Origin of the sequence: Parabacteroides distasonis ATCC 8503 (assembly GCF_000012845.1) — a bacterium.
In the GTDB taxonomy this organism is placed as follows: Bacteria; Bacteroidota; Bacteroidia; order Bacteroidales; family Tannerellaceae; genus Parabacteroides; species Parabacteroides distasonis.
This window is the reverse complement of the sequence record NC_009615.1, coordinates 415,991-442,702: the sequence shown is the minus strand read 5'-3', so window position 1 is coordinate 442,702 and position 26,712 is coordinate 415,991. Positions and strand designations below refer to the sequence as shown.

The window sequence follows — 26,712 nt, the reverse complement described above, 5'->3', positions numbered from 1 at the left end:
GATAGTTACGACGGAATGAAGATAATATTCGTGTTCTTTAGCCGCTGAAGATACATACGGAACAGAATATCCGGGATAAAATAAATATTATCTTCTTCAGTCAGCAAATCCAATTTCATCAGTTTACGGGCAGCCGCTTGGACTGCACTGCTGGAGACCAATGAATATTTACGAATGAAACCGGCACTCATAATCTTCTCCGCCTTACCTGCTGAGGCTATGGCATACAGCAATTCTTTCTGACGTTCGGGAATTCTGGACAATAGTTGGCGATATCCATCGCCTGCCTTTTCCAAAACTCCACCAACTGTCTGCCGTAATATATCCAACGTACAACTACTGCCTATAGGGGTATTTATAAAAGCTTCATGAAAAGTTTTCTGCATATAATATGTATTCCCCTCAAACAAACGATATATAACCAATACATCTTCCTCACGAATAGTCCGTTCATACACATCAAACCAATGACAGACAAAAGGTATGTATTCTTCAGCGACGATAGGATACAATTCCAAAATCGATGTACTGTTATAGAATGGACGAGCGGAAGAGAGGAACATCTCCGTTACCAAATGACGCTCACTGCCTGAAAAGATAAAATGCACATTAGATAAATGCTGAATATGGGAGCGCAATAAAGCTTCAATATTTTTTTCAGGGTATTTGGAAATCTGCTGAAATTCATCAAAAGCCACGATACAGGGTTTGTCTGCCTTTTTCAGACATACATGCATATAATTTAGCAACAAGCAAAGAAACCCCACCAAGCAGATCACGGGAAATACTGACCTTGGCACAGCCAAGCAAGTCTATGCGAATCACAAAACAGGTCCCACTATCCGGCGAAGCTTGGCCATCTGATCGTCCGGGATGAAGGCCACGGGACGTATGCCGCCTCGCCTCTCTCCGGCGATGTTCACCATGAAACGTTTGATGTATGGAAGGTGCACGATCTCCTTTCTACGTAAGGTATCGGTACAGCGGATGAAAACTATGGAGCGGAACAGGATTCGTTCTACCCACTTCCGCTTGCCTGCAGCAGTGAGGCTCATCTCCTTTTGGGAAGCGACATAGACCTCATAATCCTTCTCCCCTTCCGGCTGGCTCGCCACACGTTTCTCCAATCTGTCGACGCAAAGTTTCTCCGAAATTTTGATAAAATAGAAGGTTCTCGTTATTAATATAGGTATAAGGGATTTCCTCCCGACCACTAAACCGCTTGAATGAATTCAAGGCATCTTGATAACTCTTCGCCGTAGAATGATGTCCTCCCTCACATAACTCGGTTATGTACGTCCGCATACAAAATCATTCTTTCCCATACTCATCACATTTACTTAAATTTAAACGCTAGCAAATGTAATACAGAACGTACTTATTAAATGCGCAAAAAAGATGTATCGCAGAATTACATCCCAAACCGGTAATCACTACTTCAACTTTCCAGCCTCATTCAATACTTTCAGGAAGTTGCTCCAAGCTTTCTCTATCTTTTGCATGTTTTCGTCCCTTTCCTCTTGGTTACTTACCTCATTTTGTAGAACATCTACAACAGGATATCCATCATATAAATAATATCTCTGATAATCCCCTAATAAGACTGGGGCATTATAGATAACGGAACTTATCGAAGAGATACTGCCTACCGTGAAGTGACCGTTTCCAGCTATCCGGAATTCAACCTTCTCATTGCCTCGCACGTCTTGCTTGATAGAAATATTCTTCTCGAAAACGATTTCTTTTGTAACTGAATTAAAAGATTTGATATCATCCGGGACTTTGATCACTTGTCCGGTAGTAGCCGTATCAAAATTTTCCTCATCATTATCGCAAGCGCAATAACCGATGAGAAATACAGACATGATAAGATATAATAAAAATGACTTTTTCATATTAAACCTCCTTTATTGGATTTCATTGTGTGTTGTCTTATTAGTAAGACACTTAAAAAGAGACAAATGCTGCACGTTTACCATTATTTAACAAACATTATTAACCAAACCGTCCTTCCATTACATAAAAAAGCCGGAGGAAATGATTTCCTTCGGCTTTTACCTATCGTTTGTTATTAGTATTTATTTGACAATACCTAATTTAGACTCACCAACGAAATCTATAATATGTTGGATCTCCTTACTCATCGGAACCTGATCCTTGATCATTAACAAGGCATCCGTAAGGCTGCTGTTTCCTTGGAAGATGATCCGGTACGCATGACTGATGTGCTTGATAACCTTTTCACTGAATCCCTCATGAGACATGATGAAAGAGTTCACGCCATAATACGTGGTAGGCTCTTGAGCCGCTACGATAAAAGGAGGTATATCCTTACGGAAACGACAGCCGGTTTGAATCATCGCCCAAGCCCCAACCCGGGATCCTTGGCTCATCAATACATTGCCTCCGAAGATCACATAATCTTCCAAGATACAATTTCCGGAAATCTTACTACCATAGCCGAATACACTACAGTTTCCGATCTGCGTATCATGAGAAACATGTACCCCCTCATGCAAGAAATTACCATTACCGATACTAGTACGTCCTTCCGCTGTCGAGGAACGGTTAATCACCACATTCTCACGAATCACGTTGTCATCTCCGATTACGGCGATCGTATCACCTCCCTTATAAAAGAAATCCTGAGGCTCAGCAGCGATAACAGCCCCGTTAAATACACGGTTGCGATTTCCCATGCGTGTACCGCTCATCAAGCTGGCATGAGGCATGATCTCGCAATCATCCCCGATCTCCACGTTCTTATCAATGTACGCAAAAGGATGAATCGTAACGTTCTTCCCGATCTTTGCGCTTGAATCTACATATGCTAATGGACTAATCATAACTTTACTACATTTAAGGTTATTATTCTCTACCACCACCGATGGCACTGTATAAACTGACAACCGCTTGCATACGCTGCACATTGTCGGACACTTCCGTCAACTGGGCACTCAAAAGACTCTGCTGGGCGGAAAGGATTTCCAAATAAGTAGATTGAGCCGACTGGAACAAGGCACTGGTATAAGCCACCGCTTTCTCTAGCTGCTCGATCTGCGCTCTGTCTTGCACAAGCTTCTTGCTCGTGGCATCATACTGATGTAAAGCATCACTCACCTCCTTACCAGCTTCCAGAATTGTCTGCTGATAATTCATTTGAGCGATCTTCTCTTCTGCCTTAGATACCTTCAAGTTAGCGACCAACTTACCATTGTTGAAGATCGGTTGGGCCAACGAAGCCAAAGCTTGAAACATAAATTGGCCCGGATTGGCGACAGAGATGCCTGAACCATTCGTCCAGCCTGCTGTCGCCGTGATATTCAATCCCGGATAAAAAGCGGCACGGGCTTGGTTCGTCGTATAATAAGCACTGGCAAGTGTCATCTCCGCGATCTTCACGTCCGGACGATTCTCCAACAATTGCAAAGGCACACCCACCATGATATCCTCCGGCATTACTTGTTCCTCCAAAGTACCCCGATCAATCTGTTGAGGGGCCTTAGCCAATAACACGGACAATGAGTTTTCCACGCTACGCACCTGGCTCTCCAACTCGATCAACGAGCCGGAAACCTGATGGTAAGCCGCACGCATTTGCGTCACGGCAGCCTCGGTAGCCATACCCGCTATCTTCATAGCCTCCATGACACGAACATTCTCTTTATAGATATCAACCGTCTTAGCGGTAATTTCCACCTGCCGATCAAGCATCAACAAGGTATAATAAGTATTCGCTATACCACCGATCAATTGAGAGCGCACGGCCTGTCTTGAATACTGGCTCTGTAAGTAGGAGGCTTTTTGGCCACGGCTCGCGTTCAAGAGCTTTCCGAATAGGTCAACCTCCCAGCTAGCGGCCGCAGGAGCCGTGTAAGCTTTTACATACCCACTGCTTTCCATCTTCGTAATCGTACCTTGGGGAGCAAGGTTTATAGAAGGCAAGAAAGACAGACGGGCAGAAGTCAACAATACTTTCGCTTCCTCTACCCGAAGAACGGCTGCCTGCATATCTACGTTATTAGCTAATCCCTCCTCAATTAACGCCTGTAACTTCGGATCACGAAAAACTTCCTTCCAAGGAAGGTTTCCCATATTGGTCGTATCCGCGGAGGCTAATGTATCAGTCTCGGAAACCGGATCACGATAAATTCCCGTCGCATCGATGGAATCCGGACGCTCGTATGCCTTATAGATATGGCAACTGCTTAACAAAGCAGTCGCACATACCATATATATAATTTGTTTCTTCATTGTCATCTCTTATTTTATTTTAGCGTACTGTTCTATTTCCGTACTCATATCGCTGTTATCCAAATCTTCCCATTCGATCGGCTTGAATTTCTCCTGTAAGTACTGGAATACCACGAACAAAACCGGAACAATAAAGATCTGGAAGATCATACCGATGAACATACCGCCGATAGCCGCTGTACCCAATGTACGGTTACCGTGCGCTCCTACTCCGAATGCGAACATCATAGGCAACAATCCGACCACCATCGCCAATGAGGTCATCAAGATCGGACGCAAACGGGCGGCGGCTCCTAACACGGCAGCCCATGTGATACTCATACCCATACGACGACGTTCCAAAGCGAACTCTACGATCAAGATAGCGTTCTTCGCCAACAAACCTACCAACATGATCAAGGCGATCTGCATATAGATATTGTTAGACATGGTTCCTACGATCATCTTCAACGCCGGGATATTTCCCAAAGCGGCCCAACCTTGGACGAACAAGAAGCTACCCATCAAACCGAACGGCACGGAGAGCAATACGGACAAAGGAAGGATGTAACTCTCATACTGCGCACTCAACAGCAAGTAAACGAATACGAAACACAGCAAGAAGATCAAAGCCGTCGTACTACCACTCGTACTTGCTTCCTCACGCGCCATACCTCCTAACTCATAACCAAAGCCTGCCGGAAGCGTTACCTTAGCCACCTCGTCAATCGCCTTCAACGCCTGACCACTGGTATAACCATCCGCCGGAGCAACCATCACCTTGATAGAAGTGTACATATTGAAACGACTGATGATATCCGGGCCGTACACCTTCTTCATCGTAATGAACTGGGAAATCGGAGCCATATCGTTACCACTCTTTACCTTGATGTTTTTCAAAGATTCCATATTCTTACGCAAATCAGGATCCGCCTGCACCATTACACGGTACATCTTACCGAAGCGGTTAAAGTTAGAGGCATACAAACCGCCATAATATCCTTGCAAGGTAGACAAGATATCAGCTGGACTAATACCGGCTTTCTTACAGGCGGCAGCGTCGATATCGATCTCATATTGCGGGAAGTTCGGGTTAAACGTAGATTGAGCGGACTTGATCTCCGGACGTGCCGTCAGAGCGGCCATATATTCCTTGGAGATATCAAAGAAACGATCCAACTCACCACCGGTCTTATCCTGCATATTCAACTCGATATCACTAGACGCTGAGTAACCGGGGATCATAGGAGGCGTAAAGAACAATACTTGAGCGTCCTTTACGATCTTTTGGGCACGCATGAACAAGCTACCATATACGATATCGGAATTTTGCATCATAGAACGCTCCTCCCAATCTTTCAGCTTGATGATGAATGAACCGTAAGAAGGCCCCTGACCACCGATGAAACTAAAACCGACAACCGCCGTACGAGACTCAACGGCCGGATCGGCAGCGATCAAGCTATCCACCTTATTCATTACCTCAAAGGTACGCTCCTGAGAAGTTCCCGGGGGTAACGTAACGGCACCCATAATCGTACCCGTGTCCTCGTTCGGCACCATACCCGTAGGAGTAACCTGCATCAAGAACACCAATAACGCAATACATGCGGCAACAATACCGAATGAAAGCCATTTCTTCTGGATGAAGAATACGATACTTTTCTTGTATTTAGCCAACAAAGAATCATAAGCCGCATTAAACGAAGTATGGAATCGGGAAACGAAGGTCGTTTTCTTTTCCTTATGTTCCGTATCGTGTGGTTTCAGGAATATCGCACACAAGGCGGGACTCAATGTCAAGGCGTTCAAAGCGGACAAACCAATAGCGATCGCCATCGTCAGACCAAACTGGCGATAGAACGTACCGGCCGTACCTCCCATGAAACTTACGGGAATAAACACGGACATCATGACCAACGTAATGGAGACGATAGCGCCACCCAACTCACTCATGGCATCGATAGAAGCGAGTTTCGCCGACTTGTACCCTTGGTCCAACTTGGCATGGACACCCTCGACGACGACGATCGCATCATCGACCACAATCGCGATGGCAAGCACCATAGCACAAAGAGTCAACAAGTTGATACTAAATCCGATCAAGGATAACATAAAGAAGGTACCGATCAAGGCAACCGGAATAGCGATAGCCGGAATCAACGTAGAACGCAAATCCTGCAAGAACACATATACCACGATAAACACCAATACGAACGCCTCCAACAAAGTCTTGATTACCTCATGGATAGAAGCGAACAAGAAGTCATTGGCATTCATGGAAATATTCACCTTCATTCCGGGAGGCATTGTCAACTGAGTTTCCTCCAGCAAGGTTTCAATGTTACTAATTGTTTCCGTAGCGTTGGTTCCCGGCATCTGGTAAACGATACAGGTAACGGCGTCGTGACCATTTACACGGTTGATAAAGTTGTAAGTCAAACGCCCCAACTCGATATCAGCGATATCTTTCAAACGCAAGACCTCACCATCCGGCAAAGCCTTTACAACAATCTGCTCAAACTCATTAACCTCTTGCAAACGTCCTTTGTAGCGAATCGTATATTGAAAGGACTGATTACCCCTTTCGCCAAACGAACCCGGAGCCGCCTCTACGTTTTGTTCAGACAAAGCTACGGTCACATCGCTCGGACTTAATTTATATTGAGCCATCACATCCGGCTTCAACCAAATACGCATGGAGTAATCCGTACCCAACACGTTCGCGTCACCTACACCATGTACACGCTGCACTTCCGGAATCAAGTTAATCTTCGCGTAATTCTCCAAAAACTCAGAGTCATAACGATCGTCCTCGGCAAATACAGAAAATACCAACAACATAGAGTTCTAGCGTTTCTGGGTAGTCACACCAATCTGCGTTACCTCGGCAGGCAACAAACCTTGAGCCATAGACACACGGTTCTGCACGTTTACAGCCGCCATATCCGGGTCTGTTCCCTGCGTAAAATAAATGGAAATTTCCGCGGAACCGTTATTCGAGGCGGTAGAACTCATGTACATCATGTTCTCAACACCATTGATCTGGTCCTCCAAAGGCGCAATCACACTATTCAATACGGTTTGCGCGTTAGCACCCGTATAAGTGGCTCTCACCGATACGGTTGGAGGGGCGATATCCGGATATTGGGTAACCGGCAAGGAAATCAAGCCTAGGAAACCCAAGATGACAATCAAGATGGAAATCACCGTGGAGAGCACCGGGCGGTTTATAAATCTATCTAATTTCATGTTTTTCGTTTTTACTCGACAAAAGCGAATATTTGTCTTATTCTATGATTACATATTAATTAAAAGCGGTCTGCAAATTACCGTCATGCTGGTCTTTCAAGGCCTGATCGTACTTTGCTTTTTGTTGCTCACGAGTAATCGGCTGGATCTCTTGACCGTCTTTCAAGATCTGTACGCCTTCCACGACAATCTTATCGCCAGACTTCAAGCCATTTGTTACTAAATAGTTCTTACCATCATCCAAATTGGAAACCTTGATCTCCGTATTCTTCACCGTATTATCAGACTGCAATACAAATACGAACTTCTTATCCTGGATCTCCACGGTAGCCGATTGAGGGATCGTAATGATATCGTTCATCGTATACGGGAAGATAATATTACCAGTACCACCGCTTCGTAAGACATTTCCCTCGTTAGAGAAAATAGCACGCATGCTTACAGAACCGGTAGATTGATCGATAACACCGCTCACGGCATCAATCTTACCCTCATGATGGTACGTAGAGCCATCCGCCAATTGCAGTCTTACGGCCGGCATCTTCTCTAATTGCTCTTTCAAGGTACCACCGGCTTTCGTCAATGCCAATAACTCCTTTTCCGTCATAGAGAAATACACATACATATCACCGATCTCAGATACGGTAGTCAGCGGTTGAGCGATCGAAGCGCTTACCAAGCTACCTACACGATACGGGAATGTACCGACAACACCGTTCGAGGGACTTGTAACCGTACAGAAAGATAAGTTCTGGTTAGCGCTCACCAATTGAGCCTCTGCCTGCGCCAAGCTCGCTTTTGCCGACATCAGCTGGTTCACGGCTGTTTGATACTCGAAATCACTGATGATTTTCTGATCAAACAAAGTCTTCTTATTCCTCTCGGTCAATGTTAAAGTGCTTACGTTTGCCTTCGCCATCTCGACCGCGGCCTTAGCCTGACCTACCGCAGCAGCGTACTGCGTAGGATCAATTTGGAACAACGCCTGTCCTTTACGAACCGTAGCTCCCTCATCCACACATAATTTCACGATAAATCCAGAAACTTGAGGACGGACTTCGATATCCTGCGTACCTTTGATGGTAGCCGGATAGGATGTTGTTTGGTCGCTAGTCGTTGAATTGACCGCCATCACAGCGAACTCAGCATCCCCTAATTTCATACCACTCTGACTGTTTCCACAGGCAGTTAATAAAGACATACCAACCGCAAACAATGCGATCTGCCTTAACTGAGTAATCGTAATTTTCAGCATTCGTTTATCCATATTTGTATATAATTATATATTCAAGGCTGTTTTTCAGTTACCTTCTCTTTCTAACCCAAGTGGAGATCTTTTACATCTATTCACACAATAGGGTCTTTACTCGCTGTTTCATCCTACAAATGTAGAAACTTTTTACACGATTTTCTGTTTCCTACTTATCTTTTTCACCTAAATTAATAGCACTTAGAAGGAAGCACCTGTTGAAATACATCTATTTTGGTTTCAAACGAAAATAAAATTGTTTTTTTCAACAATATATTTTACATTTGTGTCCACACACAATAAACAAATATTATACATTATGGAACCTAAATTTATAATATCAGAAGTATTCAGTACCGCATGGAAGGGAACGAAGTCGCAACTATGGATATTAGCCGGATTATTAATCGGATATTGTATCTTGTCTTTCACGCTGACAGCGTTCGCGATGCCCATGCAAAGTTCTATTATCGGTAAAATCATCGTAAACGTGATCAGCGCGTTATTCTCCATTATTTTCTCCTTAGGATATATGAAAAATATATTTCAGGCGTTGGATGGGGAAGAACCTCAGTTTTCCGCATATGGACAACAGACAAAGAATATCATCACCTACTTTCTAGCGAGTCTTATCACGGGATTTGTCGTATTGGCGGGTTTCTTATTTTTTATCATCCCCGGTATTTATCTGGCATTGCGCCTTCAGTTCTTCCAAGCCTTTATTATCGAGGAAAACGCTGGAATTATCGAGTCTTTGCATAAAAGCTGGGAGATAACGAAAGGACAAGCATTGCCTCTGTTCATTCTGGCGTTGGTAATGATCGGGATCCTGATATTAGGATGTATTTTGTTCGGTATCGGAATTTTCGTCGCCGTTCCTCTTATCTATATGATGTATGGCTACGTTTTCCGTAAATTGAACACACCTCTTCAAATACTCGAATAAACAGAGAGGACGAATACACACTACAATCTATACCATGAATAAAAATTACAGGATAAAAGATATCGCCGAATTATCCGGCGTATCGACCGGTACGGTAGACCGCATTTTACATGAGCGGGGAAAGGTATCGGAGGACGCACGGAAAAAGGTGGAGAAAATCTTAAAAGAAATTGACTATCAACCAAATCTGATAGCCCGTTCTTTAGCGTTGAAGAAAAAATATCATTTCATCGCCTTGATCCCTTCTTTCCATGAAGGGGAATACTGGGCGAAACTAAGCCAAGGGATCGAGAAAGCAAAACGGGAATTGTTTAGCTATAATATCGATGTCGAGCAAATCTATTTTGACCAATACGACAGCAACAGTTTCGACGAATTAATCCCGAAGATTGAGACCGCGGATTGCCAAGGGGTTATCATCGCTACATTATTCAAGCAAAGTGTCTTGACCTTGACCCAGCGGCTAGACCAGAAAGGTATTCCTTATATATTGATCGATTCTTTTATCGATCACACGAATTGTATCTCTTATTACGGAACGCATTCATATGATTCGGGTTATATAGCGGGACGCCTTTTATTCGAGCAAATCCGTCAAGGGGACGATCTAGTGATTTTCCGTTTCACCCGTAAAGGGGATTCATGTTCTACGCAAGTGCAGAAACGAGAGGAAGGATTCCGGGATTATCTCGCCAACACCCCATTCAAGGGAAAGATTCATTTGCTGCATGTGCACGCGGATGATAAGGAGGAGAATAAGAGGCTACTGAATACTTTCTTCGAGAAATATCCTCAAGTAAGAATCGGTATCATCTTTAATTCGAGGGCCCATTTCCTTGGAGATTATCTAAGTAGCGAACGGCCGGACTATCCTTTCAAGCTTCTTGGCTACGACGTGATAGAACCGAACGTCCGTTATCTGGAAAACGGCTTGATCACGCATTTGATCGCCCAACGACCGGAGGTACAAGGATATCATTGTATCAAGGCACTCTTCAGGCATCTGATCCTTAAGGAGAAAATTGAGCCTGTCAATTATATGCCGATCGATATCTTGGTAAAGGAAAATATACAATACTACAATAATTATATCTGATGAACTCCTTATTTAGCGTAAAAGAGAAAGTGATTTTGTTGACCGGAGGCTATGGTATATTAGGAGCCTGCATGGCCAAGCACTTGGCGAGAGAAGGCGCGTACGTCGTAATCCTCGGACGAAACGAGCAAAAAGGATCTGCCTTGGTCAATGAAATTAAAGCGGAAGGGGGCGAGGCCTTATTCTTGGTTTCAAACGTATTGGATAAAGCCTTGCTGGAGCAAAACAAACAAGAGATATTGAAAGCATATGGGAAGATTGATGTTTTAGTCAATTTGGCGGGTGGCAACCAAGCCGGAGCGACGATTCCTCCCGACAAGACGATCTTTGATCTGGATATCGATGCTTTCCGGACAGTCGTAGACCTGAACTTATTCGGGACCGTACTGCCGACAATGGTTTTCGCCGAGGTCATGGTGGGACAAGGGAAAGGAAGCATTATTAACATCTCGTCCGAATCATCCCTACGCCCATTGACTCGTGTGGTTGGCTATGGATGCGCAAAAGCCGCTATCAACAATTTCACGCAATACATGGCCGGGGAGCTGGCGATTAAATTCGGAGAGGGCCTGCGAGTGAACGCCATGGCACCGGGATTCTTCCTTACCGAGCAGAACCGGGCATTGATGAGCAATCCGGATGGATCACCTAGTGATCGTTGCAACACGATCGTCGCACACACGCCGTTCCGCCGCTTAGGAAAACCGGAGGAGTTACTCGGTACTTTACAATGGCTGGCGAGCGACGCCTCCGCATTCGTAACCGGTACCGTGATCCCCATAGACGGAGGTTTCGACGCTTTCTCCATCTAAATAATGTGCCAACCAGCCATGCATCAAACCGCATTGGCATATTGGCACATTGATAAATTTAAAAATTATTCATTATGTATCTATGTGAGCAAACTTGGCGTTGGTACGGACCGAATGATCCTGTCAGCCTTTGGGACATCCGTCAGGCGGGTGCCACCGGTATCGTAAATGCGTTGCACCATATCCCGAACGGGGAAGTTTGGACTACGGAAGAGATTCAAAAGCGGAAAGCCTTGATCGAATCCGCCGGATTACGGTGGAGTGTGGTTGAGAGTGTGCCCGTACACGAGCATATCAAGACGCAAACCGGGGATTTTCAAACCTATATAGAGAACTACAAACAAAGCATCCGTAATCTGGGAGCTTGCGATATCCGGGTAGTTACTTACAACTTCATGCCGGTATTGGACTGGACTCGTACCGATTTGGCTTATACGATGCCGGATGGCTCCAAAGCCTTGCGCTTTGAACGCGCGGCTTTTATGGCGTTCGACTTATTCATATTGAAACGACCGGCGGCGGAAGCCGAATATACGGAGGCGGACAAGGCGAAAGCCAAGGCACGCTATGACGCTATGAGCGAGGAAGACCGCCAGCTGTTGGTTCGCAATATGATCGCCGGACTACCCGGCTCGGAAGAGACTTTTACGATCGAGCAGTTTAGGGAAGCGTTAGACCGTTATAAAGATATCGACGCGGAGAGACTTCGCTCGAACCTGATCTATTTCTTACGGGAAATAGCTCCCGTGGCGGACGAGGCCGGTGTCAAGCTCGTTATCCATCCGGATGATCCCCCCTATTCCATTCTCGGGCTTCCCCGTATCTTGAGCACGGAAGATGATTTCCGGAAGTTAATAGAGGCCGTGCCGAATCCTAGCAACGGGCTTTGCCTATGCACAGGTTCTTTCGGTGTCAGAAGTGATAACGACTTGGCCGGGATCATGGAACGTTACGGGGATCGGATCGATTTCGTTCATTTCCGCAGCACGCAACGAGACTCGGAGGGTAATTTTTTCGAGGCGAACCATCTGGAGGGCGATGTGGACATGTATGGTGTCATGAAAGCCTTCCTTGAATTGCAGCAACGCCGCCAATGCTCCATCGCCATGCGACCGGATCATGGACATCAAATGATAGACGACCTAAAGAAGAAAACCAACCCGGGCTACTCCTGCATCGGACGTTTACGGGGTCTGGCCGAGCTACGGGGATTGGAGATGGGTATCGCCTTATCCCTGTTCAAAGGACATTAAAAAGATAGCGTCTTACAGTTAGCGCAGTACTGTGTACGAAGTACCGCAGTACTGTGACTGAAGTACTACAGTACTCTGCACGAAGTATTGCGGTACTCAGCACGTAAGTACTGGAATACTTCGTACAGAGTACTGCCCTATTTATAGCACAAGGCTACCTCGACCCTATGGGGGAACATCACAAACCGAACAACCGGGGAATCAATAAGCTTAAATCCGGCAAGAACGCCACCAAGAACAAGACGATAACCATCGCCGCGAACATCGGCAGCAACGGGCGGATCACCTGATCGATCTTTGTCCCCGCCACGCTACATCCGATAAACAATACCGAACCCACCGGTGGCGTACACAATCCCACACAAAGGTTCAACACCATCATGATCCCGAAATGTACCGGGTCCATCCCTAATTGCCCCGTCGCTATCGGCAGGAAGATCGGGGTAAAGATCAATACAGCGGGCGTCATGTCCATAAAGATCCCGACAATCAATAGGATCACGTTGATAAGTATCAAGATGACCACCGGATTGTCGCTTATACTTAGCAAAGCGGCACTTACCGTCTGAGGAATATTCTCATAACTCATGATCCAAGATAAACCCGTACAGGTCGCCACCAAAAGAAGGACGATAGCCGTAGTCTTGGCTGATCGCAATAACACTTGCGGCAATTTAGCCCAAGTAAGTTCTTTATAGATAAAAGAGAGGATTAACGCATACAGTACAGCGATCGCCGAAGCCTCGGTAGCCGTAAACAGTCCCGCCAAGATTCCTCCGATCACGATCATCAATAGCATCAAACTAGGGATCGCCCTGAAAAATACCCTTGTCGCCTCCGAGAACGGAACACGTACGCCAACCGGATACCCCTTTCGTGCGGCAAACATAGCGGCTACGATCATGATCGCCACTCCCGTAAGAATTCCCGGTAGATAACCAGCCATAAACAAGGCGGATACAGAGACTCCACCACTCGCCAAGGAGTAAACGATCAAGACATTACTCGGAGGTATCGTCATGCCGGTAGTGGCGGAAGAGATATTTACGGCGGCACTGAAATTCGGATCGTAACCGGCCTTTTTCATCTCCGGTGTCATAATACTCCCGATAGCAGAGGCAGCGGCGGCGGCAGAGCCACTGATCGCCCCGAATAACATATTCGCCACGACATTGACTACCGCCAGTCCTCCGGGTAACCGTCCGACCAGCACCTTGGCGAAATCGATCAAGCGCAAGGCGATACCTCCGCTATTCATAATATTCCCCGCCAATATAAAAAACGGGATCGCCAGCAGAGCGAAACTGTCCAGACCCGAAGCCATACGCATCGCATAAGTCGTAAGGGCGGGAAGCGAGTCTATATTCACGAGCATCGTCAATATACCCGCCACGCCGATGCTATACGCTACCGGAACCCCGACCACCAGCAGGAAAAAGAAACTTATCACTAATACGAGTATACCTATAATATCCATATCATCAGTCTTTTAAGAATTAGAGGAACGAAATAAGGTGATCGCGTTATCTACCGCATAATAAGCGGTAAGCAATCCTCCTAGCGGCAATGCCAAATACACATATCCTAAATTAATCTCTAAGGAAGCCGAAGTAACTCCCAAATGAAAACGAGTGTATACCAGCCAAGTCCCACCTACGATCAATACAAATACAGCGAATAAAAATACGATCAAGAAGATAAACAATCGCAAGAGCTTCCTGCGGGAAGGACGTATATGTTGAAGTAATAAATCGATCGCTAGATGCTCATTTTTACCGGATACATAAGCGGCCCCCAGCAATCCCACCCAGATCAATAAATATCCGGCCAATTCATCTGTCACGGAACTCGGGGAAACCAGAATATACCGGCTTAATACCTGCCATAACACATCCACGACCAAGAAAGCCATCAAGAAAATCAACGATAGCTCCAATCCTTTATCAATTATCTTTCTCATGGGTATTCTGTATTTGATCGATTAAATCATGAAAAACCGGATCATTCTTAAACCGCTCGATCATCGGGGCGGCGGCATCCATAAACGGCTGCTTATCCGGGTAAATAATTTCCACTCCGTGCGCTTCCATCTCCTCTAGCGATTGCTTCTCTTGCTCCGCCCAAAGTTTCCGTTGATAAATAGCGGCGGCGTCAGCGGCCTGCCGCAGCCAATTACGTTCTTGTTCCGTCAGCTTCTGCCAAGTAGCCAAACTAATGATGATCACGTCCGGACACATCGTGTGCTCATTGACTGAATAGTATTTTACCACCTCATGATGGAACGCTGTTGTCACGGAAGGCGTATTATTCTCGGCTCCATCCACGACATTACTTTGTAAGGCCGTATACAATTCACCCCAATCCACGGGAGTAGCCGAACCTCCGAATGTCTTCATCATCTCCACGGCTATCGGGCTCTTTTGCACACGGATCTTCAGTCCTTTCAGATCCTCGGGAGTACGAATCTGCTTGTTTACCGTATAAAAGCTACGGGCCCCCGAGTCAAAATAAGCGAGTCCCCTAAACCAATAAGGTTCCGTTGATCCCAATATCTGTTTACCTACCGAACCATCCAACACCTCGAAAAACTGCTCACGGGAACGGAATAGATAAGGTATGCCAAATACCTTAAACGGATCGGCAAATCCTTCCAATGCGGCGGAGGAAACTTTCGTGATATCGAGACTTCCTATTTGAAGCAACTCTATACATTGATTTTCAGACCCCAATTGAGCGGAAGAATAAATGTCCATGCTCATCTTTCCTCCGGACAACTCTTTCAGACGCTCGTTCATATAGAGCAATCCCAAATGGACGGAATGGCTGGGGGGCAATCCGTGCGCCAGTTTCAGCACCCTTACTTCCTTTACCCCTTCCTTACAGGAGAAGGAGAAAGATACGCACATCAGGAATAGCAGGGCGGTCTTTAGAACTTTCATATTAGAAATGTTAACAATTCGTTGTTTATCGACAAATATAAAGGAAATAATCGAATTGTGCACGTACACAGAAGAAAAAAGTGGCCGCTTTCTTCCTGCCTATATTCACATACGGAACAAGAAGAGCACGGCCTTGATTTAACCTATTTCTCTAATGTTATGATGAAACATCGAGACGGTCAAATGTAGAAACAATCAAAGAGATCGGTCTTATATCGACCGTGATCTTATTTCACGAAAGCGTGAAACTTATTCACGCCTTTTCTCTAACAGCCATTTACGGATCTCCTCTATATCTTCCTTGTCCGCTTCTATAGTGATTGAATATCGCCGGGGTTCGTCCGCTAAATACACCTCCCGCAAGAAATCATAGGCTAAGACTTCCGATATACGCAGTAACAAATCAACATCAATACTGCTTCGCTTAAATATCTTATAAATATTGGTACGTTCATAATGAAGCGCATGGGCAAAATCGGAAACCGAAAGTCCCCGCTCTTCCATTTTCTCTTTTATTAACGAACCGATATGTATCTCCTTTTGTTCTTTCATATACAAAAGCCGTTTTTAAGGTAATCTTATCTCATAAATAAACCCACATCTGAGAAAAGGTGTGTTACACTTTACCTTAAACCCGTCAAACTGCGGCACGACCAAATGCCTTGTACACAACAGAAATAAGGCAAAGGAACACACCTAATACAGGTGTATTCGCATTGTCTATTTCTCTGTGTACTTTAAATTGGTCGTTTTCAGTTTAGAGAAATACCAGCAAATACAATATCGTCATCCTCCCTGACCAAAGAGACAAACTAGTCCCCTCAATCATCGTATAATATCTCCATTTTACCTTTACAAAGGTAGGCAAATTCAACTATCAGAAAAAACACAAAGAATAAAAAGAAGTATAAACATATCGGAAATATAGGTCATTGAAAGAGGCTTTTTTATACTTTTGTGGTAAAACAATATCTAATGGCATCTAAAATACACAATGGAATACTCATTCTTACGCTAATTTTATTTGCGTCTTGCCGTACGCAAAAGCCTGCTCCACGCCCGGCCCCTCCCAAGACTATGGATTTCCCTACGGCGAATATTCCTCTTCCTGTCATGGATTTCAATTTCATGTTGCCGGAAGCTCCGGAGCTAGCGGTTTGCCATTCTCCTAGAAAAGATATCACGGAAGCCTTTACGCCCCGTGATAAAAGCCAGATAGCGATCAAGGACCCCAAGCTATTCGATGAGAATAACACGGAAATTATTGATTTATCCTTGATCCCCGCCGGGGAATACGCATTTCCCCTTCCTAATGGAAACGTGATCTCTCCTTACGGGGGAAGGAGAAGACATCATTCCGGAGTAGATATCAAGACTTGTGCCAACGATACGATCGTGTCTGCTTTCGATGGTATTGTCAGAATGGCGAAACCATTCGCCGCCTATGGCAACGTTATCGTTGTCCGCCATTATAATGGGCTGGAAACGATCTATAGCCACAACTCCAAGAACTTGGTTAAACCCGGAGATCGTGTTCTCGCCGGACAACCGATCGCCTTAACCGGACGTACCGGCAGGGCTACTACCGAGCATTTACATTTTGAGACTCGTATAAACGGAGTTCATTTCAATCCGAATATCGTCTTCAACATGGCTAAAAGGAAATTACGTTCAAAATGTCTGGTTTGTACCCAGAAAGGTAATAACGTAATCGTCAAATCGGTTGATATATTACCCCATCAAAAGGCTGGTCCATACGTACCGCCACCTCCTTATAAATGGGTTTACAATGAATGAAAAAAGGTCTTACGGACAATCCGTAAGACCTTTTTTCATTCCGTGGAGATGGAGAGATTCGAACTCTCGTCCAAACGAGGAATTAATTTGCTTTCTACATGTTTATCTTCGCCTTCATTGTCGGGGAAGAGCAAGACCGAAGCCACCCACTCATCCCTTATCCTCTAAAGTTTCGCCTGAGACCCGAGGCTTATCTCAAACTATCTCCGATATTGCTGCACCACCTGATCGGAACGCTTCGGAGCCACAGCATCCGGGTGATGTCACGTCCCCGCAACTTTTGCAGGGATTAAGCTTGAATCTACTATACTTCGATTAAGCAGCGAGAGCGTAATTATTTTCGCCAGTTAATTGTTCGTTGTCTGAGATTTAAGTGCAAGCCAACCACGCACTACATGCTTACAAACCACTTCTACCCGCTGTCAAAACCGGTCATCCCCATGGTTTTGTAATATTTCTTTTGGCAAAGATACATATAATTTCGAATTTAGCAAAGCCCCATAACTGATTCCTTACGATTAGGATTATTTTAATGTAAACGAAGCTGTTTTCACCTCTTTACTATTTCCACCGATCATTACCTGAAACTCACCCGGCTCAGCGACATAATCTAAGGTTGAATCGTAGAATTTCAACATATCCACATCAATATCAAAGGTTACTTTCTTGCTTTCTCCCGCTTTTAACGCAACTCGCTTGAATCCTTTCAATTCTTGGACCGGAGGGGTTATGCTGCGTACGATATCACGTAAATAAAGCTGTACGATTTCCTCTCCATCCTGAGCCCCGGTATTGGTAACAATCACGGATGCTTGAATTTTTCCATTTGCATCCATAGAATTCGTATTCAAAGATACATCGCCATACGTATAAGTCGTATAACTCAAACCGTAACCAAATGGATAAAGAGGCTCATTCAACACATCTATATAATTGGAGACATAACGAGTGTACCAAGCATCGGGAGACATAGGACGTCCTGTCATCTTATGATTGTAATAGATCGGACATTGGCCTGTTACACGAGGAAAAGACATGGTTAACTTCCCCGTCGGAGAAACCTTTCCGGTCAAGACATCGGCAATAGCCGCTCCTGCTTCCGTACCACCGAACCATACGTTCAAGATCGCATTCACCTGCTTTTCCTCGGATTGTAATGCCAAAGGTCTTCCGGTAAAAAGTACCATTACGATCGGCTTTCCTGTCTTTTGGATAGCATCCAGTAATTTTTTCTGCGTTTGCGGCATTTCAAGGATGGCTCTACTAGCGCCTTCTCCACTCATATCTATCGATTCACCCAAAGCAGCGATAATCACATCAGCGCCTTCCGCCACTTTTAGGGCCTCGGCGATTAATTGTTCATCGCTTCTATCATCCCGGGTTGAACGATTTTGATCCGTAAAGTTTGCTTCATAGACGGAATCATCGACTAGATTGCTGCCTTTTGCAAAAACAACCTCTACTCCATTTCCCAAAGATTCCTGTAAATCCTCTACCAATCCATGATAAGATTTAGTCTGCTCATCATATTTCCACGATCCAGCCATATTCGCCTTGCTATCCGCTAAAGGACCGACCACAGCGACCTTACGACATCCTTTAAGTGGAAGCAGATTATTATCATTTTTAAGTAACACGAAAGACTCCGCCGCAATACGACGGGCCGCAGATACGTTATTTACCGACAAGAACTCTTTGGCGGCTCTTTTCGGATTACAATATTTATATGGATCATGGAACAATCCCAATTGGTATTTTGCGATTAGTATTCTCCGGCAAGCAGAGTCAATCTTAGCCTCTGTTATTTTCCCTTCTTCCAATGATTTCTTTAATACGGCATGATAACAGTCCGCTATCATATCCATATCGACACCCGCCTTTAGCGCCTTGACTCCGACTTCCTGACTATTACCTATTCCATGGTTTACCATCTCCGCTATTGCCGTAAAATCAGACACGACAAAGCCGTTAAATCCCCATTGTTTACGCAACACGTCATTAAGAAGCCAAGTATTTCCGGTCGCGGGGATACTTTCAAATTCGTTGAATGAAGTCATGATACTTCCTACTCCTGCTTCTACAGCAGCCTGATAAGGACGCATGTAATAATTCATGGCAGTCACACGGCTCATATCTACCGTATTATAATCCCGACCAGCCTCGGCCGCTCCATAAAGCGCATAATGCTTTACACATGCCATAAGAGTCGTATCAGCCGATAAATCATTGCCTTGATAACCACGCACCCATGCTTGAGCCATTATACCTCCAAGAAACGGATCCTCGCCCGCTCCTTCCTTTACTCGTCCCCACCGGGCATCATGAGATATATCGACCATCGGGCTATATGTCCAACAGATACCATCAGCACCAACTTCCTTTGCGGAAATTCGAGCGACCTCTTCTATATTCTCCGGTTTCCAACTACACGAAAGACCTAGAGGAATGGGAAAAACAGTTTTATAACCATTACAAATATCAGCACCAACAATTATAGGAATCCCCAACCGACTTTCTTTAACCGCGACTTCTTGTAACTGCCGGATCGCATCGACACCGAATATATTAAATATACCACCAACCTCTCCTCGTACAATACGACTGGCTATCTCACTCTTTTTAGGATTTGGCATTACGTTTCCATAACTAGGAAGATTCAATTGGCCAATTTTCTCATCAACGGTCATTCGACTCATCAGACCATTTATAAATTCATCCGCACTTTTCTGTTCAATCTCAGCTCTTGTGATTCTCTCACTTTTTTCTCTCGCTATCGAACAAACAGGCACTATACATGCCATTGAAATAAATAAAACTGAACTTTTAAGGAATTTCATAACTTAGCTTTTTTACTTCAAAAAAAGCCCGAATAACAGAAAACAGCAATAAACTCACTACTTCAAAGATACGATATGCTATAGAACACGCTTTCCTAGACTACGCTTTTACTACGTTTACCATCAATAATAAACTAGTAATAAATAAATTGCGCAATCGATTTTAGAATCTACTCCGCAAGTCTCCAGAAAAGATATCTGGAGTTCTATTCGATTAGACCGATCTCACGAAACCAATCTTCAGCCCGATCCGGCCATTCATTTACAGACGCTCCCGTATCTCGTAACCCGTATCCATGGCCACCTTGACTATATAAATGCATCCATGCCGGAACACCAGCTTCCTTTAAGGCATAATAATAGAAAATACTACTGTTAATATAAGATTTATCATCTTCCGCTTGAATTAACATGGTTGGAGGTGTGGCAGATGAAACCTTTAACTCTGGTGCCAATTGGAAGTTCTCTCCATCTAAATAAGCAGGATAAACCAATAAACAATAATCCGGACGACAACTTACTTTATCCGTAGCATCAATAGCCGGATAAGTACGTTTCAAAAAATTATTGCTAACCATGGCAGCCAAATGGCCACCAGCCGAGAATCCCATCACACCGATCCGCTTTGGATCTATATTCAAGTTCTCAGCGTTCGCTCGAACATAACCAATCGCACGCTGTACATCTTGCAAAGGAGCTTCGTGTTTTTCCAGTCCTTCTCGTCTTGGAACCCGGTATTTAAGTAAGACCGCAGTTATTCCAAGATTATTAAGCCATTCACAGACTTCATCACCTTCCAAATCATAAGCTAAAATATTGTAACCACCACCGGGACAGACAATCATAGCGGCACCCGAGGCCACTTCATCCGGAGCATGATATATAGTAATCGTTGGCTCACTTACATTCGTAATACGCAAAACACTCTCACCACCGGTTTTTCCACCGTCCGTATCAGCTTTCTCTATTAATTTAATAGTTTCTCCCGGCGCCCCTTTTGGGAATAATAAAATCGGATTTTCTTGTGCCATAGACGTATTGATTAAACAAACCCCAATCAATAAAGGGAATATCCACTTCTTAACCATACAACACATTATTAAGTTATAGGGAGCGAATATATACATCTTATTTTATTTATCCAATCAGAATCGAATAAATAAAAACAGAAAAAGGAGTCACCCCTTACGGACTGACTCCTCTCCATCGGCTTTCGCCTTTCTCAAGACGGCGGCTACCTACTCTTCCACTGTTACGCAGTACCATCGGCGTGACGAGGCTTAACTTCTCTGTTCGGAATGGGAAGAGGTGGATCCCTCGTGCTATAGCCACCTTAATATCATTATCAAGATTTTGACCGGACATCAATCCGAAGAGACTCGCTTCGCCTTATCGTCTTAAAATATATCAACCTTCACTGTGAGGAAAGTCCCGGGCTATTAGTACCACTCGGCTCGGACGTCGCCGCCCTTACACCTGTGGCCTATCAAGGTCATCGTCTATAACCACCCTTGAGGGAGATCTAATCTTGAGGCCGGCTTCGTACTTAGATGCTTTCAGCACTTATCCGATCCGTACTTAGATACCCGGCGGTGCCCCTGGCGGGACAACCGGTAAACCAGTGGTACGTCCGACACGGTCCTCTCGTACTAGTGTCAGAGCCTCGCAAATCTCCTGCGCCCACGATAGATAGAGACCGAACTGTCTCACGACGTTCTGAACCCAGCTCGCGTGCCACTTTAATGGGCGAACAGCCCAACCCTTGGGACCTTCTCCAGCCCCAGGATGTGACGAGCCGACATCGAGGTGCCAAACCATTCCGTCGATATGAGCTCTTGGGAATGATCAGCCTGTTATCCCCGGAGTACCTTTTATCCTTTGAGCGATGGCCCTTCCATGCGGAACCACCGGATCACTATGCTCTAGTTTCCTACCTGATCGACTTGTATGTCTCCCAGTCAAGCGCCCTTATGCCATTACACTCTGCGACCGGTTACCAATCGGTCTGAGGGCACCTTTAGAAGCCTCCGTTACGCTTTTGGAGGCGACCACCCCAGTCAAACTACCCACCATACAGTGTCCTCCTGCCTAGGAGTTAGAACTCAAACAACCGAAGGGCCGTATTTCAACGTCGGCTCCACAAATACTGGCGTACCTGCTTCAATGCCTCCGGCCTATCCTACACATCGTCTGCCCAAACTCAATGTAAAGCTATAGTAAAGGTTCACGGGGTCTTTTCGTCCCATCGCGGGTAATCGGCATCTTCACCGATACTACAATTTCACCGAGCTCACGGTTGAGACAGTGTCCAGATCATTACACCATTCGTGCAGGTCGGAACTTACCCGACAAGGAATTTCGCTACCTTAGGACCGTTATAGTTACGGCCGCCGTTTACCGGGGCTTCAATTCAACGCTTCTCCTCGCGGATGACATCTCCTCTTAACCTTCCGGCACCGGGCAGGTGTCAGGCTGTATACATCATGTTTCCATTTAGCACAGCCATGTGTTTTTGTTAAACAGTTGCCTGGACCTATTCTCTGCGCCTCGCCTTACGACGAGGACCCTTTATCCCGAAGTTACAGGGTCAATTTGCCTAGTTCCTTAACCGTGAATCACTCGAGCGCCTCAGTATTCTCAACCCGACCACGTGTGTCCGTTTACGGTACGGGTGCCGCATGGATAAGTTTAGCGGATTTTCTCGGGAGCATGGTTACGTCCATATTACGTTGCGCAAGCGCTCCGTATACTCTCAGGTTCGACTCTCCCCGCGGATTTGCCTACGGGAATCAATATCTACACCCTTCAACCGGCTATTCCGTCAGCCGGCAGGACTGTCACTTCTCCGTCTCCACGTCACTCCATGAGGCAGTATGGGAATATTAACCCATTCTTCCATCGGCGGCGCCGTTCGGCTTTGCCTTAGGTCCCGACTCACCCTGATCCGATTAGCGTTGATCAGGAAACCTTGGTCTTTCGGCGGGGGGGTTTCTCGCCCCCCTTATCGTTACTCATACCTACATTTGCTTTTCCATGCGCTCCAACAAGGGTCATCCCTCATCTTCGACGCCGCATGGAATGCTCCCCTACCATGTCTTGCGACATCCACGGCTTCGGCAGATCGTTTATGCCCGATTATTATCCACGCCAGATCGCTCGACTAGTGAGCTGTTACGCACTCTTTAAATGAATGGCTGCTTCCAAGCCAACATCCTAGCTGTCTCTGCGATCCGACCTCGTTAGTTCAACTTAACGATCATTTGGGGGCCTTAGCCGGTGGTCTGGATTCTTCTCCTCTCGGACACGGACCTTAGCACCCGCGCCCTCACTCCCTGTAAATATATATCGCGCATTCGGAGTTTATCTGGACTTGATAGGCGGTGAAGCCCTCGCATCCAATCAGTCGCTCTACCTCACGATATACTATAAAGAGGCTGCACCTAAATGCATTTCGGGGAGTACGAGCTATCTCCGAGTTTGATTAGCCTTTCACCCCTACCCTCAGCTCATTGGAAAGCTTTTCAACGCTTACCCATCCGGTCCTCCAGTTGGTGTTACCCAACCTTCAACCTGGCCAAGGGTAGATCACTCGGTTTCGCGTCTACCCCCCCCGACTTGGCGCCCTGTTCAGACTCGCTTTCGCTTCGGCTCCGTACCTTAGGTACTTAACCTTGCCGGGGAAGGTAACTCGTAGGTTCATTATGCAAAAGGCACGCCGTCACGTCATTACGACGCTCCGACCGCTTGTAGGCAGACGGGTTCAGGGTCTATTTCACTCCCCTGCTCGGGGTTCTTTTCACCTTTCCCTCACGGTACTGGTTCGCTATCGGTCTCTCGGGAGTATTTAGCCTTACGGGATGGGCCCCGCTGTTTCACGCAAGATTTCTCGTGCCCCGCGCTACTCAGGATACCACTAGGCTTCAATCGTCAGTCGTGTACGGGACTATCACCCTCTACGGTCGCCCTTTCCAAGGCGTTCCACTTGACTCTATCTTGCCACGTCGTGGTCCTACAACCCCCGTGTCGCCTAGACGACATGGGTTTGGGCTCTTCCGTGTTCGCTCGCCACTACTTACGGAATCATTGTTTATTTTCTCCTCCTATGGGTACTTAGATGTTTCAGTTCCCCACGTTCGCCTCCCTTACGGGATGACAGGCCTTCAGCCTGCCGGGTTGCCCCATTCGGATATCCCGGGATCAAGGGCTATTTGCGCCTCCCCCGGGCTTTTCGCAGCTTATCACGTCCTTCGTCGCCTCCGAGAGCCAAGGCATCCACCGTCTGCCCTTGCTTACTTTCTCTCACCTCGCACTTGACGCACGGGTTGATATATCTTAAGCTCGCTCTACTTGTTTCTTCTTTTTGATGTCCAACATGTCAAAGATCCTTCTTACTGAGCCCGACTGTCGTCGGGACGGGATTGGCTGATGCCTATCCCTCTCAATAAACTGTGGAGAATAACGGATTCGAACCGTTGACCCTCTGCGTGCAAAGCAGATGCTCTAGCCAGCTGAGCTAATCCCCCTCATTCGGAGTAGTCCCAGGCAGAGTTGAACTGCCGACCTCTACATTATCAGTGTAGCGCTCTAACCAACTGAGCTATAGGACTGTCAACTTTGCCAAGACTTACGTCCCAGCTTCATCTTTTTCTCTCCGACCGGCCTTCCGGTCATTGATCTATATAATAAACATAATCTCAACAGCAGCACAAGGGATCAATACCTCGTATGACCTCGGTACGGAATCCTGAAGCTCCAGAAAGGAGGTGTTCCAGCCGCACCTTCCGGTACGGCTACCTTGTTACGACTTAGCCCCAGTCACCAGTTTTACCCTAGGCCGATCCTTTCGGTTACGGACTTCAGGTACCCCCGGCTCCCATGGCTTGACGGGCGGTGTGTACAAGGCCCGGGAACGTATTCACCGCGCCATGGCTGATGCGCGATTACTAGCGAATCCAGCTTCACGGAGTCGGGTTGCAGACTCCGATCCGAACTGAGACGTGGTTTGGGGATTCGCTCCCTGTCGCCAGGTGGCCTCCCTTTGTCCACGCCATTGTAACACGTGTGTCGCCCCGGATGTAAGGGCCGTGCTGATTTGACGTCATCCCCGCCTTCCTCGCAGCTTACGCTGGCAGTCCCACCAGAGTCCTCAGCCTAACCTGTTAGTAACTAGTGGCAAGGGTTGCGCTCGTTATGGCACTTAAGCCGACACCTCACGGCACGAGCTGACGACAACCATGCAGCACCTCGCAAACGGCTATTGCTAGAAAAGGTGTTTCCACCTCGGTCCGAATGCGTTCAAACCCGGGTAAGGTTCCTCGCGTATCATCGAATTAAACCACATGTTCCTCCGCTTGTGCGGGCCCCCGTCAATTCCTTTGAGTTTCACCGTTGCCGGCGTACTCCCCAGGTGGATCACTTAACGCTTTCGCTGTGCCGCTTACAGTGTATCGCAAACAGCTAGTGATCATCGTTTACTGCGTGGACTACCAGGGTATCTAATCCTGTTTGATCCCCACGCTTTCGTGCATCAGCGTCAGTAATGGCTTGGCAGGCTGCCTTCGCAATCGGGGTTCTGCGTGATATCTATGCATTTCACCGCTACACCACGCATTCCGCCTGCCTCAAACATACTCAAGCCCCCCAGTTTCAACGGCAATTCTATGGTTGAGCCACAGACTTTCACCGCTGACTTAAAAGGCCGCCTACGCACCCTTTAAACCCAATAAATCCGGATAACGCTCGGATCCTCCGTATTACCGCGGCTGCTGGCACGGAGTTAGCCGATCCTTATTCATAAGGTACATACAAAACGGGACACGTCCCGCACTTTATTCCCTTATAAAAGAGGTTTACGATCCATAGAACCTTCATCCCTCACGCGACTTGGCTGGTTCAGCCTCTCGGCCATTGACCAATATTCCTCACTGCTGCCTCCCGTAGGAGTTTGGTCCGTGTCTCAGTACCAATGTGGGGGACCTTCCTCTCAGAACCCCTATCCATCGTCGGTTTGGTGGGCCGTTACCCCGCCAACTGCCTAATGGAACGCATGCCTATCTATCAGCGATGAATCTTTAGCAAATATTCCCATGCGGGATCCCTGCTTCATGCGGTATTAGTCCGACTTTCGCCGGGTTATCCCCCTCTGATAGGCAAGTTGCATACGCGTTACTCACCCGTGCGCCGGTCGCCACCCGGTATTGCTACCTGTGCTGCCCCTCGACTTGCATGTGTTAAGCCTGTCGCTAGCGTTCATCCTGAGCCAGGATCAAACTCTTCGTTGTTTAAATTGTTTCTTAAT

At 46.2% G+C, this 26,712-nt stretch carries 17 protein-coding genes, 2 tRNA genes, 3 rRNA genes, 1 other RNA gene and 2 pseudogenes; 5 read left to right on the top strand and 20 right to left on the bottom strand.

The window, feature by feature from the left end; translation table 11 throughout:
• Positions 1-5 precede the first annotated feature (5 nt).
• The 8 genes and pseudogenes from BDI_RS01930 to BDI_RS01900 all read right to left on the bottom strand — a co-directional run bounded on the left by BDI_RS01930 (position 6) and on the right by BDI_RS01900 (position 8,752).
• A complete protein-coding gene (locus BDI_RS01930) occupies positions 6-698 on the bottom strand; it encodes an AAA family ATPase (RefSeq protein ID WP_226766749.1) in 693 nt (230 codons plus the stop codon).
• A gap of 123 nt (positions 699-821) precedes the next feature.
• The gene (locus BDI_RS01925; protein WP_010184765.1) at positions 822-1,127 is read right to left on the bottom strand and encodes a hypothetical protein; all 306 of its coding nucleotides are present in this window, start codon (positions 1,125-1,127) and stop codon (positions 822-824) included.
• Positions 1,128-1,149: 22 nt separating this feature from the next.
• Positions 1,150-1,305 (bottom strand): annotated as a pseudogene (locus BDI_RS20025) (integrase); the annotation flags it as partial.
• Positions 1,306-1,433: 128 nt separating this feature from the next.
• Positions 1,434-1,895: a hypothetical protein gene (locus BDI_RS01920; protein WP_005855403.1), complete on the bottom strand. Its 462-nt coding sequence runs from the start codon at positions 1,893-1,895 to the stop codon at positions 1,434-1,436.
• 183 nt (positions 1,896-2,078) lie between these two features.
• Positions 2,079-2,846, bottom strand: a complete 768-nt coding sequence (gene lpxA / locus BDI_RS01915) for an acyl-ACP--UDP-N-acetylglucosamine O-acyltransferase (protein WP_005855399.1) — start codon at positions 2,844-2,846, stop codon at positions 2,079-2,081.
• A 22-nt stretch (positions 2,847-2,868) separates the two neighbouring features.
• Positions 2,869-4,260: a TolC family protein gene (locus BDI_RS01910; protein ID WP_172580089.1), complete on the bottom strand. Its 1,392-nt coding sequence runs from the start codon at positions 4,258-4,260 to the stop codon at positions 2,869-2,871.
• Between the two features lie 3 nt (positions 4,261-4,263).
• Positions 4,264-7,485 (bottom strand): annotated as a pseudogene (locus BDI_RS01905) (efflux RND transporter permease subunit).
• 55 nt (positions 7,486-7,540) lie between these two features.
• Positions 7,541-8,752, bottom strand: a complete 1,212-nt coding sequence (locus tag BDI_RS01900) for an efflux RND transporter periplasmic adaptor subunit (RefSeq protein WP_009276246.1) — start codon at positions 8,750-8,752, stop codon at positions 7,541-7,543.
• A gap of 301 nt (positions 8,753-9,053) precedes the next feature.
• On the opposite strand from BDI_RS01900, the gene BDI_RS01895 reads away from it, so the two are divergent.
• The 4 genes from BDI_RS01895 to uxuA all read left to right on the top strand — a co-directional run bounded on the left by BDI_RS01895 (position 9,054) and on the right by uxuA (position 12,841).
• A complete protein-coding gene (locus tag BDI_RS01895) occupies positions 9,054-9,680 on the top strand; it encodes a hypothetical protein (RefSeq protein WP_005855391.1) in 627 nt (208 codons plus the stop codon).
• 34 nt (positions 9,681-9,714) lie between these two features.
• Positions 9,715-10,776 carry a LacI family DNA-binding transcriptional regulator gene (locus tag BDI_RS01890; RefSeq protein WP_011965983.1) on the top strand — a complete coding sequence of 354 codons (1,062 nt, stop codon included), beginning with the start codon at positions 9,715-9,717 and terminating at the stop codon, positions 10,774-10,776.
• Entirely contained in the window at positions 10,776-11,588 is an 813-nt protein-coding gene (locus BDI_RS01885; RefSeq protein ID WP_005855387.1) for an SDR family oxidoreductase, read from the top strand. The genes BDI_RS01890 and BDI_RS01885 overlap by 1 nt, the downstream gene beginning before the upstream one ends.
• Before the next feature lie 74 nt (positions 11,589-11,662).
• Positions 11,663-12,841 (top strand): mannonate dehydratase, encoded by a 1,179-nt coding sequence (gene uxuA, locus BDI_RS01880; RefSeq protein WP_005865129.1) that lies wholly within the window; start codon positions 11,663-11,665, stop codon positions 12,839-12,841.
• A gap of 178 nt (positions 12,842-13,019) precedes the next feature.
• Here the strand turns inward: uxuA and BDI_RS01875 are convergent, their stop codons facing one another.
• From BDI_RS01875 to BDI_RS01860, 4 genes are all read right to left on the bottom strand, one after another.
• Complete coding sequence (locus BDI_RS01875; protein ID WP_011965982.1) at positions 13,020-14,318, bottom strand: TRAP transporter large permease; 1,299 nt, start codon at positions 14,316-14,318, stop codon at positions 13,020-13,022.
• 12 nt (positions 14,319-14,330) lie between these two features.
• Positions 14,331-14,801: a TRAP transporter small permease gene (locus BDI_RS01870; RefSeq protein WP_009276244.1), complete on the bottom strand. Its 471-nt coding sequence runs from the start codon at positions 14,799-14,801 to the stop codon at positions 14,331-14,333.
• Positions 14,785-15,780 carry a TRAP transporter substrate-binding protein gene (locus tag BDI_RS01865; RefSeq protein ID WP_005855377.1) on the bottom strand — a complete coding sequence of 332 codons (996 nt, stop codon included), beginning with the start codon at positions 15,778-15,780 and terminating at the stop codon, positions 14,785-14,787. The genes BDI_RS01870 and BDI_RS01865 overlap by 17 nt, the downstream gene beginning before the upstream one ends.
• A 249-nt stretch (positions 15,781-16,029) precedes the next feature.
• On the bottom strand, positions 16,030-16,332 hold the full coding sequence (locus tag BDI_RS01860) for a helix-turn-helix transcriptional regulator (protein ID WP_005865121.1): 303 nt from the start codon (positions 16,330-16,332) through the stop codon (positions 16,030-16,032).
• Between the two features lie 423 nt (positions 16,333-16,755).
• On the opposite strand from BDI_RS01860, the gene BDI_RS01855 reads away from it, so the two are divergent.
• The gene (locus BDI_RS01855) at positions 16,756-17,577 is read left to right on the top strand and encodes a M23 family metallopeptidase (RefSeq protein WP_008780862.1); all 822 of its coding nucleotides are present in this window, start codon (positions 16,756-16,758) and stop codon (positions 17,575-17,577) included.
• 40 nt (positions 17,578-17,617) lie between these two features.
• Here BDI_RS01855 and ssrA read toward each other — a convergent pair.
• The 8 genes from ssrA to BDI_RS01820 all read right to left on the bottom strand — a co-directional run bounded on the left by ssrA (position 17,618) and on the right by BDI_RS01820 (position 26,695).
• Positions 17,618-18,017, bottom strand: a transfer-messenger RNA (tmRNA) gene (gene ssrA / locus BDI_RS20020).
• A gap of 84 nt (positions 18,018-18,101) precedes the next feature.
• Positions 18,102-20,414 (bottom strand): beta-glucosidase BglX, encoded by a 2,313-nt coding sequence (bglX, locus tag BDI_RS01850; protein ID WP_011965980.1) that lies wholly within the window; start codon positions 20,412-20,414, stop codon positions 18,102-18,104.
• A 206-nt stretch (positions 20,415-20,620) separates the two neighbouring features.
• Complete coding sequence (locus BDI_RS01845) at positions 20,621-21,502, bottom strand: alpha/beta hydrolase (protein ID WP_005865072.1); 882 nt, start codon at positions 21,500-21,502, stop codon at positions 20,621-20,623.
• Between the two features lie 137 nt (positions 21,503-21,639).
• Positions 21,640-21,750: ribosomal RNA gene (gene rrf / locus BDI_RS01840) — 5S ribosomal RNA — on the bottom strand.
• Positions 21,751-21,834: 84 nt separating this feature from the next.
• A 23S ribosomal RNA gene (locus BDI_RS01835) occupies positions 21,835-24,713 on the bottom strand.
• 150 nt (positions 24,714-24,863) lie between these two features.
• Positions 24,864-24,937, bottom strand: a tRNA-Ala gene (locus BDI_RS01830).
• 10 nt (positions 24,938-24,947) lie between these two features.
• A tRNA-Ile gene (locus BDI_RS01825) sits at positions 24,948-25,021 on the bottom strand.
• Positions 25,022-25,170: 149 nt separating this feature from the next.
• Positions 25,171-26,695 (bottom strand): 16S ribosomal RNA (locus tag BDI_RS01820).
• Together the 16S, 23S and 5S rRNA genes with 2 tRNA genes alongside form the textbook arrangement of a ribosomal RNA operon.
• Between the last annotated feature and the right edge of the window lie 17 nt (positions 26,696-26,712).

Coding starts and splice junctions, on each gene's coding strand:
- BDI_RS01920 (WP_005855403.1), bottom strand. CDS start 1,895: ATGAAAAAGTCATTTTTATTATATCTTATCATGTCTGTATTTCTCATC.
- lpxA (WP_005855399.1), bottom strand. CDS start 2,846: ATGATTAGTCCATTAGCATATGTAGATTCAAGCGCAAAGATCGGGAAG.
- BDI_RS01910 (WP_172580089.1), bottom strand. CDS start 4,260: ATGACAATGAAGAAACAAATTATATATATGGTATGTGCGACTGCTTTG.
- BDI_RS01900 (WP_009276246.1), bottom strand. CDS start 8,752: ATGGATAAACGAATGCTGAAAATTACGATTACTCAGTTAAGGCAGATC.
- BDI_RS01895 (WP_005855391.1), top strand. CDS start 9,054: ATGGAACCTAAATTTATAATATCAGAAGTATTCAGTACCGCATGGAAG.
- BDI_RS01890 (WP_011965983.1), top strand. CDS start 9,715: ATGAATAAAAATTACAGGATAAAAGATATCGCCGAATTATCCGGCGTA.
- BDI_RS01885 (WP_005855387.1), top strand. CDS start 10,776: ATGAACTCCTTATTTAGCGTAAAAGAGAAAGTGATTTTGTTGACCGGA.
- uxuA (WP_005865129.1), top strand. CDS start 11,663: ATGTATCTATGTGAGCAAACTTGGCGTTGGTACGGACCGAATGATCCT.
- BDI_RS01875 (WP_011965982.1), bottom strand. CDS start 14,318: ATGGATATTATAGGTATACTCGTATTAGTGATAAGTTTCTTTTTCCTG.
- BDI_RS01870 (WP_009276244.1), bottom strand. CDS start 14,801: ATGAGAAAGATAATTGATAAAGGATTGGAGCTATCGTTGATTTTCTTG.
- BDI_RS01865 (WP_005855377.1), bottom strand. CDS start 15,780: ATGAAAGTTCTAAAGACCGCCCTGCTATTCCTGATGTGCGTATCTTTC.
- BDI_RS01860 (WP_005865121.1), bottom strand. CDS start 16,332: ATGAAAGAACAAAAGGAGATACATATCGGTTCGTTAATAAAAGAGAAA.
- BDI_RS01855 (WP_008780862.1), top strand. CDS start 16,756: ATGGCATCTAAAATACACAATGGAATACTCATTCTTACGCTAATTTTA.
- bglX (WP_011965980.1), bottom strand. CDS start 20,414: ATGAAATTCCTTAAAAGTTCAGTTTTATTTATTTCAATGGCATGTATA.
- BDI_RS01845 (WP_005865072.1), bottom strand. CDS start 21,502: ATGGTTAAGAAGTGGATATTCCCTTTATTGATTGGGGTTTGTTTAATC.